This window comes from Hydrobacter penzbergensis, from assembly GCF_900106985.1.
Classification (GTDB): domain Bacteria; phylum Bacteroidota; class Bacteroidia; order Chitinophagales; family Chitinophagaceae; genus Sediminibacterium; species Sediminibacterium magnilacihabitans.
Genome location: NZ_FNNO01000010.1, coordinates 1 through 19,080, shown reverse-complemented (window position 1 = coordinate 19,080; position 19,080 = coordinate 1). Strand labels below are relative to the sequence as shown.

The 19,080-nt window shown below is 45.0% G+C and carries 18 protein-coding genes; 3 read left to right on the top strand and 15 right to left on the bottom strand.

Annotated elements, in window-relative coordinates:
* Nucleotides 1-18: 18 nt before the first annotated feature.
* The 8 genes from BLU98_RS11560 to BLU98_RS11520 all read right to left on the bottom strand — a co-directional run bounded on the left by BLU98_RS11560 (nt 19) and on the right by BLU98_RS11520 (nt 8,538).
* Complete coding sequence (locus BLU98_RS11560; RefSeq protein WP_092724213.1) at nt 19-1,374, bottom strand: sigma-54-dependent transcriptional regulator; 1,356 nt, start codon at nt 1,372-1,374, stop codon at nt 19-21.
* Nucleotides 1,375-1,384: 10 nt separating this feature from the next.
* Nucleotides 1,385-1,969: a hypothetical protein gene (locus BLU98_RS11555; protein WP_092724211.1), complete on the bottom strand. Its 585-nt coding sequence runs from the start codon at nt 1,967-1,969 to the stop codon at nt 1,385-1,387.
* Between the two features lie 21 nt (nt 1,970-1,990).
* Nucleotides 1,991-3,418, bottom strand: a complete 1,428-nt coding sequence (locus tag BLU98_RS11550) for an outer membrane beta-barrel protein (RefSeq protein WP_092724209.1) — start codon at nt 3,416-3,418, stop codon at nt 1,991-1,993.
* Nucleotides 3,419-3,744: 326 nt separating this feature from the next.
* Nucleotides 3,745-4,320, bottom strand: a complete 576-nt coding sequence (locus tag BLU98_RS11540; RefSeq protein WP_092724205.1) for a TMEM175 family protein — start codon at nt 4,318-4,320, stop codon at nt 3,745-3,747.
* Between the two features lie 3 nt (nt 4,321-4,323).
* Nucleotides 4,324-4,623, bottom strand: coding sequence for a GNAT family N-acetyltransferase (locus BLU98_RS11535; RefSeq protein WP_092724203.1), 300 nt, complete (start codon nt 4,621-4,623; stop codon nt 4,324-4,326).
* 39 nt (nt 4,624-4,662) lie between these two features.
* Nucleotides 4,663-6,855, bottom strand: a complete 2,193-nt coding sequence (locus tag BLU98_RS11530) for an alpha-galactosidase (RefSeq protein ID WP_257574926.1) — start codon at nt 6,853-6,855, stop codon at nt 4,663-4,665.
* 25 nt (nt 6,856-6,880) lie between these two features.
* The gene (locus BLU98_RS11525; protein ID WP_257574925.1) at nt 6,881-8,050 is read right to left on the bottom strand and encodes a glycoside hydrolase family 88 protein; all 1,170 of its coding nucleotides are present in this window, start codon (nt 8,048-8,050) and stop codon (nt 6,881-6,883) included.
* A 236-nt stretch (nt 8,051-8,286) separates the two neighbouring features.
* Nucleotides 8,287-8,538 carry a DUF2264 domain-containing protein gene (locus tag BLU98_RS11520; RefSeq protein WP_092724199.1) on the bottom strand — a complete coding sequence of 84 codons (252 nt, stop codon included), beginning with the start codon at nt 8,536-8,538 and terminating at the stop codon, nt 8,287-8,289.
* Nucleotides 8,539-8,683: 145 nt separating this feature from the next.
* Between BLU98_RS11520 and paaZ the strand changes: the two genes are divergently transcribed.
* The gene (gene paaZ / locus BLU98_RS11515; protein WP_092724197.1) at nt 8,684-10,729 is read left to right on the top strand and encodes a phenylacetic acid degradation bifunctional protein PaaZ; all 2,046 of its coding nucleotides are present in this window, start codon (nt 8,684-8,686) and stop codon (nt 10,727-10,729) included.
* A 92-nt stretch (nt 10,730-10,821) separates the two neighbouring features.
* On the top strand, nt 10,822-11,601 hold the full coding sequence (locus BLU98_RS11510) for an enoyl-CoA hydratase/isomerase family protein (RefSeq protein ID WP_092724195.1): 780 nt from the start codon (nt 10,822-10,824) through the stop codon (nt 11,599-11,601).
* A 17-nt stretch (nt 11,602-11,618) separates the two neighbouring features.
* Here the strand turns inward: BLU98_RS11510 and BLU98_RS11505 are convergent, their stop codons facing one another.
* The 6 genes from BLU98_RS11505 to lptB all read right to left on the bottom strand — a co-directional run bounded on the left by BLU98_RS11505 (nt 11,619) and on the right by lptB (nt 17,316).
* Nucleotides 11,619-12,257, bottom strand: coding sequence for a carbonic anhydrase (locus tag BLU98_RS11505; RefSeq protein WP_092724193.1), 639 nt, complete (start codon nt 12,255-12,257; stop codon nt 11,619-11,621).
* Nucleotides 12,257-13,744, bottom strand: a complete 1,488-nt coding sequence (locus tag BLU98_RS11500) for a SulP family inorganic anion transporter (protein ID WP_092724191.1) — start codon at nt 13,742-13,744, stop codon at nt 12,257-12,259. The genes BLU98_RS11505 and BLU98_RS11500 overlap by 1 nt, the downstream gene beginning before the upstream one ends.
* Before the next feature lie 44 nt (nt 13,745-13,788).
* Entirely contained in the window at nt 13,789-14,091 is a 303-nt protein-coding gene (locus tag BLU98_RS11495; protein WP_092724189.1) for a hypothetical protein, read from the bottom strand.
* Nucleotides 14,092-14,187: 96 nt separating this feature from the next.
* Complete coding sequence (gene fabG, locus BLU98_RS11490; RefSeq protein WP_092724187.1) at nt 14,188-14,943, bottom strand: 3-oxoacyl-[acyl-carrier-protein] reductase; 756 nt, start codon at nt 14,941-14,943, stop codon at nt 14,188-14,190.
* A gap of 49 nt (nt 14,944-14,992) precedes the next feature.
* Nucleotides 14,993-16,510: a GH3 auxin-responsive promoter family protein gene (locus tag BLU98_RS11485; RefSeq protein ID WP_092724185.1), complete on the bottom strand. Its 1,518-nt coding sequence runs from the start codon at nt 16,508-16,510 to the stop codon at nt 14,993-14,995.
* 38 nt (nt 16,511-16,548) lie between these two features.
* Nucleotides 16,549-17,316 (bottom strand): LPS export ABC transporter ATP-binding protein, encoded by a 768-nt coding sequence (lptB, locus tag BLU98_RS11480; protein ID WP_026768556.1) that lies wholly within the window; start codon nt 17,314-17,316, stop codon nt 16,549-16,551.
* A 105-nt stretch (nt 17,317-17,421) separates the two neighbouring features.
* Here lptB and BLU98_RS11475 point away from each other — a divergent pair, with 105 nt between their 5' ends.
* Complete coding sequence (locus BLU98_RS11475) at nt 17,422-18,375, top strand: methylenetetrahydrofolate reductase (RefSeq protein WP_092724183.1); 954 nt, start codon at nt 17,422-17,424, stop codon at nt 18,373-18,375.
* Between the two features lie 6 nt (nt 18,376-18,381).
* Here the strand turns inward: BLU98_RS11475 and BLU98_RS11470 are convergent, their stop codons facing one another.
* Nucleotides 18,382-18,903, bottom strand: a complete 522-nt coding sequence (locus BLU98_RS11470; RefSeq protein ID WP_092724181.1) for an outer membrane beta-barrel protein — start codon at nt 18,901-18,903, stop codon at nt 18,382-18,384.
* Between the last annotated feature and the right edge of the window lie 177 nt (nt 18,904-19,080).

The window sequence follows — 19,080 nt, the reverse complement described above, 5'->3', positions numbered from 1 at the left end:
TACCCAGATGTGGTCTCTTTAATTATTAGTGATTCTGTACGCTGTGATTTTCCGGTATAATGTTGCTACACCTATTTTAAGCAAACGGGCAGCTTCCATTTTATTTCCTTTTGTGAGATGTAATATTTTATGTATGTGCTGCCTTTCCATGCTTTCCAGGTCAAGTGCATTATCAATGGATGCAGCGTATTCAAGAGGCATATGAAAATCGGTTGATAAATGTTCTTCTCCCAGAAATGGTTCATCGCACATAATGACCGCTCTTTCAATGATATTCTTCAGCTCCCGTATATTTCCTCTCCAGTTACGGGCTTGCAGTTTTTCAATAAAACTGTTGCTCATACCATGAATGTTTTTATTCATTTTTTTTGAGAATACCTCGACAAAATATTTTGCCAGCACCGGTATATCTCCTTTTCGCTCTAATAATGAAGGGAGTCTTATACTGAAAACATTCAGCCTATAAAAAAGATCTTCTCTGAAACTACCGGCTTGTACCTCCTGGTATAAGTTCCGGTTTGTAGCTGAAATCACCCTGATATCTATCGTTACAGATTTGGTATCGCCTACTTTAATAAACTCATTCTGTTCCAGCACCCGCAAGAGTTTAGCTTGCAGGTCTATATTCATTTCCCCAATTTCATCCAGGAACAATGTGCCGCCATGTGCCTCCTCCAATAAGCCTACTTTATCTTTTATAGCACCCGTAAAAGCCCCTGCTTTGTGGCCGAATAATTCACTCTCCAGCAAGCTTTTCGAGAAAGCACTACAGTTAATGGCTACAAAAGGTTTGTCTGCCCGGTTACTATGAGAATGTATGGCCCTGGCAAATAATTCTTTTCCGGTTCCGGTTTCGCCGAGGAGCAACACCGATACATCGGACGGTGCGATTTTTTTCGCCACTGAAATGGTTTGCATGACCAATGGCGAGCGGCCGATAATATTATCAAAACCATAGGCCATTTTGATCTCTTTTTCCAGCTTGCTCAGTCTTTTCTGAAGACGGACTTTTTCAATTGCTTTTCCCAGTAACGGAATGATCTTATCGTTGTCGTTCCCCTTTATTACATAGTCAAAAGCTCCGTTTTTCATGGCCTGGATGCCATCTGCAATATCTACAAATGCTGTAAACAGGATCATTTCAATGGCAGGGTATTGCATTTTGATATACTTCACAAATTCAACACCGCTTCCATCGGGTAATCGTACATCGCAGATGATGACATCTACCTGTTGACGCTGCAATATTTTTTTGGCCGACAGCAGATCATGGGCCTCCGCTACTGAATATCCTTCCAAAGAAATGATCCTGTTGAACAGCGATCTCAGTTTCTGTTCGTCATCAATGATTAAAATCTGTCCATTTAACAACATGGGATCTTAATTATTCAATAGGCGCTTTCACAGACATTTTATATAAATAATTGACCTTTACCATCTTCCTGTATTCATCATAACCGGCAAGATCCGCCTCTGATTTCAAGCCATCGAGCAAGTCGTGAAATTTGAGGTTCTCCGGAAAAGCTTTTTTCAGGTTTTCAATAGTCAACGGGTAAATTGTTCCGTTTCCTCCGGCACTGAAATAATAGCTGTCTTTTTTTACCCATCCTTTACCTTTCTCCACGCTTGAAGATGCATAAGCTGTGTAAATAAACAGCCCTGCATGATCAATGATCTTATACCCTTCGTTATGGAAGAAGCGGAAGTCCTGACCATCGCTATCTCTATATCCGAACAGTTTATCTTTTTCAAGTTTTATCGCCTGATCATTTTCAATGATCCTGATATTGGAAGCACCTGAAAACCTGTTCAGGATGATCTTCTTACTTCCTTCATAAGAAACATGGTGGCCGATAAAATCTTCCAGGGAAAGATAGACTCCCTTTTTACCGGTAGCCGATTGGGATGCTGCTGTTGCCATATTTACTGTTGCTATCCAAAGCAGCAGTAATAATTTAATTGTTTTCATGGCTTTGTATTTTTAAAGTGATTAAAATCTTACAATCAATGCCAATATTCCCCTGGTCTCTGATTTAACCAGGTCGGGCGTCCAGCCCGTATTGGGTATATATGAATTAGGATTAAACGTTAATGCAGGGTTCGTTTGGTAACCGTTTTGGCCGGTAACACCGCCAGGTCCATTGAAATAGGGGATGTTCATAAAACGGTGCACCAGTTCCAGTCTGATCGTTAAAAAGTCATTGGGATTGTAATCAAGACAGGTTGAACCATCCCATCCATCCATTTTAGCGCCGGGAACAGCATCTGCAACAAATTTATCAGTGGCTTGTCCGGGAGGCACCAACGCCAGGTATCTGCTGGGATTATGCAGGAATCCGCCTCCGATGGTCCATCCCCATTTCATATCCTTACCAAACCAAATCCTGTTATATACCATTCCACTGATGAAGTTGGAAGCAGTAGTATCTCCGAAAGGCGTAAACGTAGTGCCTTCATCACTGCCCCATTGAAAACCGAAATCTCCTGTAACAGTGAACGCTGCTCTTTTAATACCAGATGCCTTAGGGTTGTTATAATACATATGCTGGAATGTATTATCGGTATGTATCCGCTTTACATGGGGCATACCTGCTACATCCGTTCCGAAATAGTTATTGGAGATAAAAGAAACTTTGCCATTGGGTCTGTGCAAATAAGAGAATCCGAGACCGGGCATTTTGTTGAACTTGCCATAAGATTGCCATCCATTGATCAACCATAATTCAACTTTTGTTTTAACGCTCGGAAACATCTGCACCCGTATGCCATTGAAGAACCAGGGCGTATTATCAGAAGTATAAGAGGGTTGGTAACTCCAGTTCTCAAAATTGTTATAAGAGAACATGCCGATATAAGACATGAATATTCCCATATCTACATTGATACCATGCCATTTATCAAAATGATAACCGCCATAAGCTTCGCTGAGGTATCTGTACGCATCGGGCAAGTCGTACATACCCCTGTAACCGCTGTAATCATTCCGTGGAACAACCGTTGAGCGCGTTCCAAACTGGGTCATGATCCTTCCTCTTACATTCTTATAATGAAAATCGCCTCCTACGCCTACAAATGATACCGTGAATTCTTCATTCCTGGATAAGGCCGTGGAGCCCAGCACTGTATTATCGATCGGATGCCTGTTCGAATAGGTATAATTCATGTCGAACGTGAAGTCGCCGGTAAAATATTTATTGTCGATAATCTTGGAAGCCTGGCGGTTATTACCATTCACCCAGGAAAAATCAGCAAAACCAAACGGGTCTCCCGATGCTGCAGGGTTGGTGGATGTGTTAAGGGAATCGGCAGGGTTATTATTGATACCATCGGTTGCTTTTTGAGCCTGTATATCAGACAACATAAAACAAAGTGCCAATGCAGTTAATAAAACCGTTCTAAGGGTAATGCTACGGATCATGTTAGTATGGTTTAAATTTTATTGTTTGTTGATACAAGCAAATCGTTAGCCGCTATAAGGTTTGAACAGCCTTACAGGAACATAATAAAACCGGTCATCTATGTCATTTCAGGAAATGCCAATGTTATGCCAGCAGGTTATCTATATATATATTTTTATATCATAAAAATTACCAGCAAAGGGTTTTACAGCATTAAAGAAATTTAATGCGGAAAAAATAGGAAGAGAAAACACTATCATTATGATACGATCATTATCATAATACAATGATGCAGGTCTGTTTCAGCAACCTACTGGTTGGTAAATTATTGGCTGATGGTAACGGATTAGTCTTTCGATAATCTTTCGATCCGGTAATCGGGTAATATCCAAACGGCGGCCACCAGGCAATAAAGTAGAAAGCTGATGATGGGTATATAAAAGGCAATGAAAATGGCTATCAGGTAAACAGCCGAAGAGAGTTTTCCTTTCCAATCCTGTCCATACGCATGCGTAATGGCCGAATCTGTTCCGTGTAATTTCATCAGTATCCTGGCAAGAATATACCAGGCCATCGAAGCCATGAACAATACAAACCCATACAATGCAACCGGCCAGGTAGAAAAATGATTCTCACCAATCCATGCAGAAGTAAAAGGGAACAGGGATATCCAGAACAGCAAATGCAGGTTGGCCAACAGTACCCTGCCGTTAACTTTAGACACCACGTGCATCATATGGTGGTGGTTGTTCCAATAAATCCCTACATAAATAAAGCTCACAATATAACTGATGAAAATGGGCAATACCGGTTTCAGCACGGAAAGATCATCGCCATGCGGAATCTTCATTTCCAGTACCATGATGGTGATGATGATGGCCATGACCCCATCGCTGAATGCCTCTAGTCTGTTTTTGATCATATACTAGTGTATGAACTTAGGGTCGAGTTGCGCTTTGTACTCCGGGTGCTTCTTTAAATATCCTGCAACAAAGGGGCAATATACCATCACCAATTTTTGGTGTTCTTTGGCATAAGCAAATGCATATACTGCCAGGGCAGACGCTATTCCTTTCCCTTCCAGTGCAGCAGGCACTTCGGTATGCATGAATGCAATATCATCGTGATAATAACGATATTCAAGATAGGCTGTTTCTCCATTCTCGGTAATTTCGAAACGCATGTTCTTTTCATTGTGCCTGATATCGTATGCCGGCCGATCCATACTATCCATTCATTGAAACAGTAAAATACAACTTTTTCCTTACTCGATAACCCACCAGGAATAGGAGTCGGGCTCCAGGCGAACCTTCAATGTTACTTCATAATTCCTGTTCAACACATAAGTACCAGCTACTCCTTTTTTTTCTCTTATACTGGCAGTCTTGGTAAGTCCCGTATAATACAAGGGCACACGAATGGTTTGGGAGATAATCTTTTTGGTAGGATTGTATAAGATCAGCAATCCTTTTTCTTTTAGTCGCGGATTCACATGCAACAACCCATCCCAATCACGCCCATCTGCACGCCGCAGGTGAATGATATCGCTGTTGAGTATAGCGCGGTATTTTTTGTACCAGTTGATTACCTCTGTAACCACGCGCCTGGTAGTATCTGTATCATATAAACGTGGCCCCCTGTAACAAGCCTGTACACCGGCGCCATAGTATTGCATCATGAGTTGTTCATAATCTTTCAGGTGCTCACTCAGCGGCTCCAGTATAGCTTCGGGGCCACCGCCCTGGTATTTTGTGAGAGGCACAAAGCCCCAGCTCATTGAGCCTGTCTTTTCCCAGGTGCCATCGAATATATTTTGCCTGTTCAATAATTTCTGGTGATCTCTTGGCATAGAAAAATTCACTTCCCGGTAGCCAATACCTATTTTATTGGTACCGTCCAGGAAATACCAGTCAGGCGCATTGATGTAAACACCTCTCGTATTCAACCAGTGATACAATTCTTTTTGTATTTCCATTTGCCGCCACTGTGAATCGTCGAGCCCCTTGTGTCCCGGATGTGAAGTAGAAGCACATACATCGCCCGGGTAGGGTCCATCATTCTCCCAAATATCAAAACCCGTTTGCGTGAAAAAATATTTGATCTTATCGCGGTAAGCCAATCCCCATTTGCTTCCGAAACATGGTGCATTTCCGAAGAAAGCGCCGCCAGGCTTGCCGGTTTTAGGATCAACTACATCGTCTTCATCACTGATACGGCGCGAACTGAACAGGGAATAACCACCGATCTTTATATGCTTTTCATGCGCATACGCTGTCAGCGTTTTCCATCGGCGGATATTCTCTGCTGAAGAGTCTTCCATATTCAAATGACTACCGAAGCTCAATATCACTGCTTCATAACCGGTAGCAGCGCATTGATCGATGGCTGTACGTACCTGTTCATCGTTCTTACTCACCAGGTGCATGAAAATGGGATTGGCTGTTGTCCACGGAGCTATTGTACTGTACATCCTGCGAACAGCAAGTCCTCTTCTTTCCCTGTCGTATCCATCCATCAACAATTCGTAAGAACGTACAGAATGCAGCGCTGCTCCCGGTTCTAATTCAATACCCGGAGCTTTATCAGGATAAACTTCCAGCACACAGGGCGTTTGATAATCATAATTCACCTGCGAAGTGTAGGATCGGTCTGTTTTCCAGTGAAGGGTTTGATCGCTCAGATCGTAACGCATGGCATTGTTGAAAGCATAATTGGTTTCAACATAAATGCCTTGCTGCTTTTTCATTCTTTCTGCACTGCCTACTACCGCGCTTTCTTCTTCGGGTGTTGCCAGTATTTCATTCACTACACGATCTATCTTCAACAGGGCATTACTCTTATTTTCTATGGAAAGCCATTTCACCATCAGCGGAAGGCCATCATACAATTCATAATTCACTGTTACATGAATATCTTTTAAAGCCGGTAGTGTTGATTCATAATAGAAACTCACCATCACCCCTGTTGCCTGCTTTGTATTCATTGCCCAGGTGGTAGGCTTCCATACCAGGAAGGGATTTAGTTTGCTGATGACGAACCGTTGAAACACGAAACCACGCTCATCCCGTTTAAAATCATCTACCCAGGCAGGCAGGAGGTATGCTTTTTCTTCTTGACCGGTTAATCCACCAACCGGATATTCTTTTCCATTGATCGTAATACGTGCTTCCGGCGAAACGGCCCTGATCAGTTCCTGGCCAGTAGTCATATTCTTGTATCCGGTACACGCAATACCGGGATTGAGTCTGAACGTTCTTTTTACAAGACCATTATACAAAATCAAATCCCGCCGATCCAGACTATTATAAACAGTTGCTTTTTCCTGAACAGGGTGCACCAACCAATCGGTCTGGTTGCTTTGCTCCCTGTTGTTTGTCCAAACAGGTAATTGTGCCAATTGTTGTGCGGCTGCACATTGGGTTGTAATGGCAAATAAGGCAACATAAAAGAAACGCACGATCAGTTTTATTTGAATGAAGCGATTATTTCAGGTACCAATCGTGATACCTTTTCAATGCCTCAAGATAATAATAATCGGCGTATACCAACGGCTCATCAACTTCGGCTCCGTGGGGAATACTGCCCACACAGTGTTTCAACAAAAAACCTCCGTTGGTACCGGGAGCCGCTTTATAATCGGGGCCCGAAAGTGTATGTATTATCTGTAAAGCAATGTTGCGGTATTCACCGGTTTTCTTGTCATTTACATAGCGACTGAGCTCCAGCAGGGCTGATGCTGTTATAGCGGCTGCGGAGGCATCGCGCAGAATGGGATTGGTTTGTGTTTTCAGCGCTTTTGAATTGATACCGGGCGTATAACCGGGTTCTCCTGCATTAAAATCCCAGTAAGATATTTTATCAGTGGGAAGGTTTTTATTGTTGATATACCAGTCGGCCATGCCTGCAGCTGTTTTCAGGAAGCGCTTGTCTTTGGTTTCCCTGTAACACATGGTAAAGCCATAGATGCCCCATGCCTGCCCGCGCGACCAGGTTGAGTTATCAGCATATCCTTGTGCCGTTTCACGCGCTACTACTTTGGAAGAAAGAGAATCATAACAAACTACGTGGTATGAGCTGTAATCACTCCTGATCTGGTTCTGCATGGTATGTAACGCGTGCGAAACAGCTATATGCCTGTACATGGTATCACCCGTTTCTTTAGATGCAAAGAACAGGAGCTCCAAGTTCATCATATTGTCGATGATCACCGGGAAATTATAAGTAGCATTGCCATGCCATGAACGGAATGTATTCCACGATTTAATACAGCCTACCGCAGGGTTGTAGCGGGTACAAAGTGATTTTGCAGACTGTATCAATACTTCTTTGTATGCTTTGTTATTGGTTAAACGGTAGGCATTGCCAAAGCTGCAATACATCATGAATCCCAGGTCGTGGTTTTTCGTATAAAATTTAAGCGGCTCCAGTTTTTCTGTCCACGCAATTGCAGCACTTTCTAATGTTGTGTCTTTATTAAAGTCAGCAGTCATCCACAAGCTGCCGGGAAAAAAGCCGGTCGTCCAATCTTCCATCGAAGAGCCTAATAATTTTCCGTTTCTGTCGGTAGTCCTTGGAAAAGATTTGGGTCCATTCTCTGTTTCAGCAAGCGTTTTTTTCAATTGTGCCCCGGCAAATTGAAAATTAGATTTCACAAAGTCCTTTTCGCTCTGCTGTGACCTAAGTGAGGTTTGTGATGAAGAAAGAAAAGGCGCCAAAAAAAGCAGCAGCCCCAATAAGTTCTTTCCCGCAAGAAAAGTACGCCCCTTCGAAGGGTAGTTACAACTGATCATAAGCATTCGTAGTTTTAATGAACATCAAAATTGCCAGTCCATCCAAAAAGACAGGCGAATTCTTTAAAAGAATAAAAAGAAAATCTTACATATTTCAACTAATACTTCACAGCATAGTCCTTCTTGAATGGTTTGCCCGACCAGGCCTTCCGTTGCGTCCATTCGGTAAATGGCCCCGTCCAGAATTCATCGGTTTCAGGAAGACCCAGGGCAATAAACACGAGTGAAGTAAGATACATACTACCCGTGTTACTATAAGAGTCTGCCAGGCTTTGCTGCTTATCACCTACCAGTCCCAGTTGCAGCCAACCCTCTTTTGTAAAAGTAGAGGGGATGAACAGGTTCTTCATAACAGCTGTCAATCGTATTTAAGTACTAAAATCGGCAATATAGAATAGAAACTGTTTGGTTTCTTTTAAATAATGGGGCCGTTAAAAATTGATAGCAGTGCAATAAAACCTACCAATCGTTAGCTTTGCTGACTAAACGATTGGTATGTCAAAACTGGAAAATTACATCCTGGGTAAATGGATACCCGGCGATGGGGAGGGTCAGTCATTGTTCAATGCAGTTACCGGCGAACAAGTAGCGTCGGCTACAACTAAAGGAATTGACATGGCCGCCGCGCTGCAGTATGCCAGAACAGTTGGCAACCCGGCGCTCCGCAAAATGACTTTCCATGAACGCGGACTGATGCTGCGCGCACTGGCGCTGCACCTGCGTAATCATCTCGATTCGTTTTACCAGTTGAGTTACCAGACCGGCGCTACCAAAGCCGATAGCTGGGTAGATATTGAAGGCGGTATCGGCAACCTGTTTGCTTACGCTTCACTCCGCCGCAAATTTCCCGATCAACCTTATTGCCTCGATGGAGAATATCATTCACTGGGAAAAGCCAATACTTTCATGGGGCACCACTTACTGCTTCCAAAAGAAGGGGTGGCCGTACACATCAATGCTTTCAATTTCCCGGTCTGGGGCATGCTCGAAAAAATTGCAGTGAACCTGCTGGCAGGTGTACCGGCTATCGTAAAACCAGCCACCATTACTTCGTTCCTTACAGAAGCAGTAGTAAAAGAGATCGCCTCATCGGGCATTTTACCCAATGGCGCTTTGCAATTGCTCTGCGGCAGCGCCGGCGACCTGCTCAATCACGTGAATGAGCAGGATGTGATCACATTTACCGGATCGGCCGGCACGGGACAGATGCTCAAATCCAATCCGCATATCCTGGCATCCAATGTTCCTTTTACCATGGAAGCCGATTCGTTGAATTGTATTGTATTGGGTGAAGATGTAACGCCGGATATGCCCGAGTGGGATATTTTCATCAAGGAAGTACGCAGGGAAATGACCACCAAGAGCGGACAAAAATGCACAGCCATCCGGCGCATCTTTGTTCCGCAAAATAAACTGGAAGACGTTCACCTGTCTTTGGGAAAAGCGCTTGCACAAACTACCATCGGCAACCCGCTGAATGAAAAAGTGCGGATGGGATCATTGGCCGGGGAAGCGCAGCGGCAGGAAGTAAAAGCACAGGTGCAAAAACTGCTGGCTTCTTCCCAGCTCATTTATGGCTCGCTCGACAGTGTAGAGCTGATCGATGCCGACAATACCAAAGGTGCTTTTATGAGCCCTTTATTACTACTCAACGAACAGCCATTTAATAACACAGCAGTTCATGAAGTAGAAGCATTCGGACCGGTATCTACACTAATGCCCTATCAATCTATCGATGATGCCGTAGCGCTCGCAAAGCTGGGTAAAGGTTCGCTGGTAAGCACCATCGTTACCGCCAGCCAGGACCTGGCAACGAAATATGTGTTAGGCGCCGGCACCTGGCACGGGCGTATGTTGATACTCAATAACGATTGCGCCAGGGAAAACACAGGACATGGATCACCCCTGCCACTGTTAGTACATGGCGGTCCGGGCAGGGCCGGTGGCGGAGAAGAGATGGGCGGTATGCGTGGCGTAAAACACTATATGCAACGCCTGGCTATTCAGGGTTCACCCGATATGATCACTGCTGTAAGCCATGTTTACCAACCCGGTGCAAAGGGCCGTACGCCCGCTGTTCATCCTTTCCAGCTGTATTTTGAAGAACTACAGGTAGGCGATCAGCTGGTAACCGGGAAAAGACTCATTACCGCCGAAGACATCGACCGTTTTGCCAACCTCAGCGGCGATCATTTTTATGCTCACCTCAAAGACACCGATTTTACCGGTACCATGTTCGAAAAACAGGTGGCGCACGGTTATCTTATCATGAGCATTGCAGCCGGACTTTTCGTAGACAGCTACCGTAAAAACCCCGTATTGCTCAATTATGGTATCGACGAATTGCGCTTTACCAAACCGGTTTACCCGGGGGCGGAAATTCATGTGCGTTTTACCTGTAAGGAAAAAACAGCACAGGAAAAGAAAACTGAAGAAGACATCCCCAAAGGAATTGTTAAATGGTATGTAGAGATATTCGACGAAACCGACGAACCTGTTGGTGTAGCCACCATCCTTACCATGGTAAAGAAAAAGTATTAAGCATACTTTAAACAAAAATGAAGCAGCGTTGTTGTCGATAATTGTAAATTTGGTAAGAGACCCCGCGCGCAGTTCCTGTAAAAAGATGTTTTATGATAGAAGAGATCAAAGAAGGCTATGTTAAAGTAGAAAGAGAACATGGCATCGCCACCATCGAATTTTACCACCCGCAAAGAAATTCACTGCCAGGCATGATGCTGGAAGCCCTGGCCAAAGACATACATAGTGAAGGACTGAACAGGAATACCAAAGTGATTATCCTACGCTCCGGGGGCGACCGTGTTTTTTGTTCCGGCGCTTCTTTCGACGAACTGGCTGCGATCAAAAATGAAGAACAGGGATACAAGTTCTTCTACGGATTTGCACAGGTCATCAACGCCATGCGAAAAGCGCCCCAGTTCATCATTGCCCGCATTCAGGGTAAATGTGTAGGGGGAGGCGTTGGATTGGCTGCCGCCGCAGATTATGCCATTGCCGTAGATGGTTCAGATGTAAAGCTGAGCGAACTGGCTATTGGCATCGGACCCTTTGTAGTTGGTCCGGCCGTAGAAAGAAAAGTAGGTGTTTCTGCTTTTTCGCAACTCGCTATCGATGCCGGTATGTGGCGCCCCGCCGATTGGGCACGCCGCAAAGGATTATTTGCAGAAGTGCACAGCGATGTGGCTGGTATGGACGACTCCATCACCAGGCTTTCCGACTCGCTGACCCATTCTAATCCTGAAGCCATGCGCGAACTGAAACAGAATTTCTGGAAAGGCACCGAGCACTGGGATGAATTGCTCAAAGAACGGGCAAAGATCAGTGGCCGGCTGATATTGAGCGATTTTAGCAAAAATTATATTGCCAAATTCAAAGAAAAGCAGCTATCCTAGGATAGCTGCTTTTTATCTTATTGAAGATCATCGTATTCATATAATGGATCCAAGGGCGTGTTGGCCCTCATTTCAAATACCGGGTTGATGATCCCGTCTTTCAGTCCATATACCCAGCCATGCAGATCAGGCCGCTGTTCTTTCTTCCAGGCCCTTTGTATGATGGATGTTTTGGCCAGGTGCATTACCTGCTCTACCACATTGAGCTCTACCAACCTGTCGAACTTGCTTTCTTCATTGCTGATACCGTCTAACTCGTCGCGGTGAATGCGGTATACATCTTTGATATTGCGTATCCACATATTAAGCACCTGTTTGAAATCGTGGTTACTCAGCGCAGCTTTCACCCCGCCACAGCCATAATGACCGCAAACGATCACGTGCTTCACTTTCAGGTGTTCCACGGCATATTCCAGTACGCTCAGCAGGTTCACATCGGTATGGACGACCATATTGGCCACATTGCGGTGAACGAAGATCTCTCCCGGCTGTGTATTGGTGATCTCATTCGCAGGAACGCGACTGTCGCTACAGCCGATCCACAGGAATTCCGGTGTTTGTATATGCGCCAGCCTGTCGAAATACGCAGGGTCGCCTTCTACTTTTTCTTTTGCCCAGGCTTTGTTCTCCAGTAATAACTTCTGATACGTTTCCATTATGATTTGGTTTGAGGTTCATTAAATAAAAAGTGCATGGATTTGTTCGGGCTCTTCCTGATCTCTACCCTGACCTTTTTAAGGTGTGCATGCAACAGGAAATTGTTCACTTCTTCAATCACATCTTTATCAATATAATCGGCACGTGTTGTATCAATTAATACATACGCATTCCGGGGAACGTCTTCCAGTTTTTTTTTCACAATCGGCTTATTCAGGAATGATACATCTTTCCTGAAACGGATCAGGTAATGACTATTGTTATTCACCACAAATACCGACGACCGGAAATTACTGCGCAACATAAAAAACAGCCCTACAGCAATCCCAATCAGTATACCTATTAAAAGATCTGTCAGCAATATCGCGGCAATGGTTACCACAAACGGCACAAATTGATCCCAGCCCTTCCGGTAGAAATCCCTGAACAAAGTTAGCTTCGCCAGCTTATATCCTGTAAAAATAAGTATGGCAGCCAATGCGCTCAGGGGTATTTTATTCAATAATGCCGGAATCAACATCACACACAACAAAAGCAGTATCCCATGCAGGATGGCGGACGCTTTTGTTTTTGCCCCGGCCGAAAGGTTGGCCGTGCTCCGTACTACAACCGAAGTCAGCGGCAGTCCGCCCAATAAACCCGATACCATATTCCCAATACCCTGGGCCTTGAGCTCCCGGTTGGTGGGCGTTACCCTTTTCAGCGGATCCAGTTTGTCTACCGCCTCTATTCCCAGCAAGGTTTCGAGGCTGGCTACAATGGCGATTGTTACTGCAGACACCCATACATCGGGATTGTTTAAAAAACGAATATCCGGAAAAGTGAAAAAGGAAAAGAAAGCCCCAACACTTTCGGCAACCGGTAGAGCAACCAGTTGTTTGGCTTGCAACGCATACGCCGGTTGCATGGCCTTATAATACTCATGGATAATGACTGCCGCCAGTACCACTATCAACGGCGCCGGTATTTGCTTCAGCATTTTCCTCGACTTGATGAACCTGGTCTCCCAGACCGCCAGGATGCCCAGCGATATGAGTCCGATTACCACAGCAGTTGGTGTGATATCGTTATCATATCCCACCAGGTGTGGAAATTGTTTCAGAATCAGGATCAGGCCAATAGCGGCCAGCATGCCTTTGATAACAGCATTGGGAACATAATCGCCAATAACCCCGGCTCTTGCAAAGCCCAATATCAATTGTATCAGGCCCGCCAGCACTACGGCCAACAAAAAAGCTTCATATACCTGAAGCTTCAAAATAGCTGTTGCCACTATAACGGTCAGACCGGCAGCAGGACCGCTTATGCTCAATTGTGAGCCGCTCAACATCCCTATTACAATACCTCCTGCCACACCTGCTATGATGCCGGAGAACAGAGGAGCACCCGATCCCAGTGCAATGCCCAGGCAAAGCGGGAGAGCTACCAACACAACAACGATGGATGCACGCAGGTCGGCGCCCGCATGCTTCATATATTTTTTCATGCCACTTAAGATTAAATAAAAGAATAGTTACTGTAATTGATCAATCAAGCACAGCAATTGGGAGGTGGCACGAGAATATCGGTCGCGTAATTCAATGGAATGGCATCGGCTTCTGCCGGTTGCGGCTTATGCAGATAAATGATGGAAGCATAGATGCAAACAACAGGAGGGGTAACAAAATCGGATTTGCCATCGGCCTTTTTCATAATGCTTTTGGCGGCATCTACAGAATGAGGGATCTCTTCATTGAACTGGTTACTGAATAACATCCTACCCATTTGCTGAACAGGCAGCATTTGTACGGAAAGAACCAGTACCAAAAAAATATTGATGATCTTTTTTCCCATCTCCAGGCACAAAAATAAATACGGCTGCCTTAACCAGCAACCGTATCCAATGCTTTAACAATAATCTTAACCTAAATATGACCGTTCTTTTACCGTTTAAATATTCAAACCGCCGCAGGCGCTCAATACCTGTCCGGTAATATAAGAAGACATATCGCTTGACAGGAACAAAGTAGTATCGGCAATCTCTTCAGCTTTGCCAAATCTTCCCAGCGGGATTTTCTTTAAGAAATCTGTTGCACCATCGCCGTCTTTCAGGTAATGGGTCATGTCGGTTTCAATAAAACCAGGAGCGATCGCATTGCAGCGCACATTGCGGCTACCCAGTTCCAGTGCAACAGATTTGGTGAAGCCGATGATGCCGGCTTTGCTGGCGGCATAACTCGATTGGCCTGCATTTCCGCGAACACCAACAATGGAACTCATATTGATGATACTTCCTTTTTTGGCCTTCATCATCGGGCGTATCACCTGCTTGGTCATGTTGAACACGCTTTTCAGGTTGATGTCCATCACTTCATCCCATTGTTCGGCGCTCATGCGCAATAAGAGGTTGTCTTTGGAGATACCGGCATTGTTCACACAAACATCTACCGTACCAAATTCCTTTACTACATCATTTACGAAAGTCTCGCAGGAAGCAAAATCACCGGCATTGCTTTGATATGCTTTGGCGTTCACACCCAATCCTTTCAATTGGGTTTCCAATGCTTTGGCCTTTTCAGCGCTGCTGTCGCTGATATAGGTGAACGCGATATGACTGCCGTGTTCAGCCAGTTTGAGCGCAATAGCCGCTCCAATACCTCTGGCAGCTCCGGTAACGATCGATACTTTTCCTTCGAGTAGTTTCATAGATGTCGTTTGTGCGGCAAATTTAATGAGGAATGAGATATTGTGGAGGTTACTGGTATTGCAACATCAGTAATTTGATCTCGTCTATATACTTGCGGTCATTGCTCAGGCGAGGTACTTTGTGCTGACCGCCCAGTTTGCCTTTGCTCTTGAGCCATTCATGGAAGATGCCTTTTTCCATGATATGCAGTTGGGGCATGGTAAGGGCCATGTCTTTATAGCGCTTGGCTTCATAATCGCTGTTCAGCGATTTCAATGCGCAGTCCAGCTCGTACGCGAACTGCTTGATACAAGCAGGTTTTTCTTCAAATTCAATGAGCCACTCGTGTGCACCTTTGCTCTCATCACCAAAATAAACAGGCGCTGCGGTATAATCGTTCACTACTGTTCCTGTTTTCTCACAAGCCATGGCAATGGCCCTGTCGGTATTATCCGCTATCACTTCTTCTCCAAATGCATTGATGTATTGTTTGAGTCGGCCGCTTACTTTGATCCTGAAAGGGTATGTGGTGGTGAACTGTACCGTATCACCCACCAGGTAGCGCCAGAGTCCGCCATTGGTGCTGATCACCAATGCATAATTTTTACCGATCTCTACATCCTTCAGGCCGATTGTTACCGGGTTGGGTTTACCGTATTCTTCTACCGGCATGAACTCATAAAAAATACCGTGGTTCAAAAACAAGAGCAGGCCTTCTTCTTCCGGGTTATCCTGCGCAGCAAAAAAACCTTCACTGGCATTGTACATTTCCAGGTAAGTGCAGCCATCACCGATCAGTTTTTTAAACTGCTCGCGGTAAGGCAGGAAAGAAACGCCTCCATGGATATACAACTCAATCCCGGGCCATACTTCTTTGAGGTTCGATTTACCCGTGATCTCCAATATGCGTTTTATGAGCACGAGTGTCCAGGTGGGTACTCCCGAAATAGAGGTAACCGTTTCGGGAATCGTAGACTGTGCCAGCCTTTCTATTTTCTGTTCCCATTCATCCATCAATGCAATAGAAAGTTCCGGCGTGCGTATCCAGTTGGCCCAGATGGGCGTATTCTGCAACAGTACAGCGCTCAGGTCGCCGTAATGCACTTCTTCATTGATCTTGCTGATCTGGTGACTACCACCAATGACCAGTCCTTTACCCGTCAGCAGGTCGCTTTCGTTGTTATAATTGTAATAAAGGGTGAGTACATCTTTGGCTCCCTGGTAATGGCAGTCTTCCAAACTTTCATTGGTAATGGGAATGAATTTACTCTTATCACTCGTTGTGCCGCTGCTCTTGGCAAACCAGTTCACCGGGGTATTCCATAACAGGTTTTCCTCCCCGTTCATCAACCGATCGATATAAGGTTTCAGGTCGTTGTATTCATGAATGGGTATGTGTTCCTTGAATTTCTTGATATTGAATAATTCCTTGAAACCATAACGGCGGCCGAACTCGGTATTCTGACCATGGGTAACCAGGTCCTGCAATACCTCCCGCTGAGAGGCAATGGGATCGACCATCCATTGCTCTATGCGCCAGTGTCTGAACCGGGCCAGTCGGGATATAGCGGGGCTGAGGATTTTCATACGGGATCAACAGCAAAATAAGGAATGAAACTGATAACTCAAACTCCTTCCTTGCCCATTTCAATGATCCAGTCTTTTCTCCTGAGTTCAAAATTGGTTCCCAGGTACAATCTGCGAACCTGTTCATTATCAGCCAGTTCCTCTGCTGTGCCGTGTTTGAAGATCTTTCCTTCGATCAAAAGATAGGCCCGGTCGCAGATAGAGAGCGTTTCATTTACGTTGTGGTCGGTAATGAGGATACCGATGTTTTTATACTTGAGGCGGGCTACCACACTCTGTATATCTTCTACAGCGATAGGGTCCACACCTGCAAAAGGCTCGTCGAGCAAAATGAATTTGGGATCAACAGCCAGCGCCCTGGCAATCTCGGTCCTGCGCCGCTCGCCGCCACTGAGGCTGTCGCCATTGTTCTTGCGCACATGGTGCAGGTTGAATTCGTCCAGCAAAGTTTCCAGTTTATGATGGCGTTCCTCTTTGTTGAGGTCTGTCATTTCCAATACCGACATGATATTGTCTTCCACACTCAGCTTGCGAAACACACTGGCTTCCTGGGGCAGGTAGCCAATACCCATCTGGGCCCGTTTGTACATGGGTAGTTTGGTAATATCTTCTTCATTCAGGAACACAGCGCCCTCATCGGGCTTGATCAGTCCTACCACCATGTAAAAAGTGGTGGTCTTTCCGGCGCCGTTGGGGCCCAGTAACCCTACGATTTCGCCCTGCTTCACATCTATGCTCACATGATTCACTACTGTACGGCCTTTATAGCTTTTCAGTAACTGCCTGGTATGGATGGTTAAATTCACCGTTAGATTATTTGAACAAAAATAATATTGTTGTTTCGAGAATATCGACCCGTTTCGTTAATTCTTGCCGTTTGCCTTTACATTTGTGCATATTTCGATTTTAGCATGAAAGTAACCGAGCATCTGCAGCAAGCACAGAATACCCTGATCAGTTTTGAGGTTTTACCCCCTTTGAAAGGAAAAACCATTGCATCTCTTTACGATCATTTGGATCCCCTGATGGAATTCAAGCCCTCCTGGATCAACGTAACCTACCATCGCAGCGAGACCATGTTCAAGAAAAAAGCCGATGGTACTTTTGAAAAAGTAGATGTTCGCAAACGCCCGGGAACAGTAGGTATTTGCGCGGCCATTATGAACCATTACCAGGTAGATGCCGTTCCGCACATCATTTGCGGAGGGTTTACCAAAAGGGAAACCGAAGACGCATTGATCGACCTCGACTTCCTGGGTATCGACAACGTGCTGGTGTTACGCGGAGATGCTGCCAGGAATGAAGCATCTTTTGAACCGGAAGCCGGCGGTAACGTGTATGCACTTGACCTGTTGAAACAGGTATGCAATATGAACCATGGTGTTTACCTCGATGAAGACATCAAGAACGGAGGCAAAACCAATTTCTGTATGGGTGTAGCCGGTTACCCCGAAAAACATTTCGAGGCGCCCAACCTGGAAATCGATCTGCAACGACTGAAACAAAAAGTAGACGCCGGTGCAGAATATATCATGACCCAGATGTTCTTCGATAACCAAAAATTCTACGACTTCGTAAAAGCTTGTCGCGATATGGGTATTACAGTACCTATCATACCGGGACTGAAGCCCATCACCAATAAAAAGCAACTGTCGGTACTGCCGCGCATTTTCCATGTTGATCTTCCCACTGACTTGTCCAATGAGATCATGAAATGCAAAACAGATGCGGAATGCGAGCAAGTAGGTACAGAATGGCTGATCCACCAAAGCAAGGAGCTGAAAAAGTTCGGTGTGCCTGTGTTACATTATTATACACTGGGCAAACCCAAAGTGATCTGGAATGTTGTAAAAGAAATCAGCTAAGATCTGTTACCACTTGAATCCGTAAGCAATGCGCAATGCCAGTTGCTTGGTGTTGTTGTTAATGGTAAAGTCTTCATACTTGGCGCTCAGGTCGAGGTGGTTTCCAATAATGGTTCCCACCGATGGAGCATACACGAAAGAGAATTTGTTGTCGGTTGACTGTGTACTGTAAGCAGCGCCTGCCTCTCCGGCTACATATAATGCGGGTGTCAGAAAAGCTTTCACACCCGCTTTCAATGGAATGAAACCATAACTAATATCGGTGGGCACTACACCTGTAGGCGTTTGCACATCGAATGTTCTGCTGAAGAAGTGGGTATAACCGGTGGTCAATATCCATGAAATGTTTTTTGCAAAGCGTTGCTGTAAACGCAGATCGGCCCCCAATGTAAATCCTGTCTTGTCACCCAAAGACATCCCGGGGCTCACACTTACACCCAGTCTTAGCGGGTTGGTACTTTGCGTTTGCGCCTTACTAAGATGCCCAACAAATAGCAATACTGCTGCCAATACAATTTTTGTTTTCATAATGTTGGATTTTCCGTTTAAGACCCAAACATCATGCCATCAGAATAAATCCGGCAGATCGATTACAACGCTATATGTTAAAAAGAGGCCGTCTCAATACAATAATTGAGGCGGCTTTTCATTTTGAGAGGAGAGCGGGCATTTAAAGCTGGGATTAGATTTTCTGAGAAGTACCTG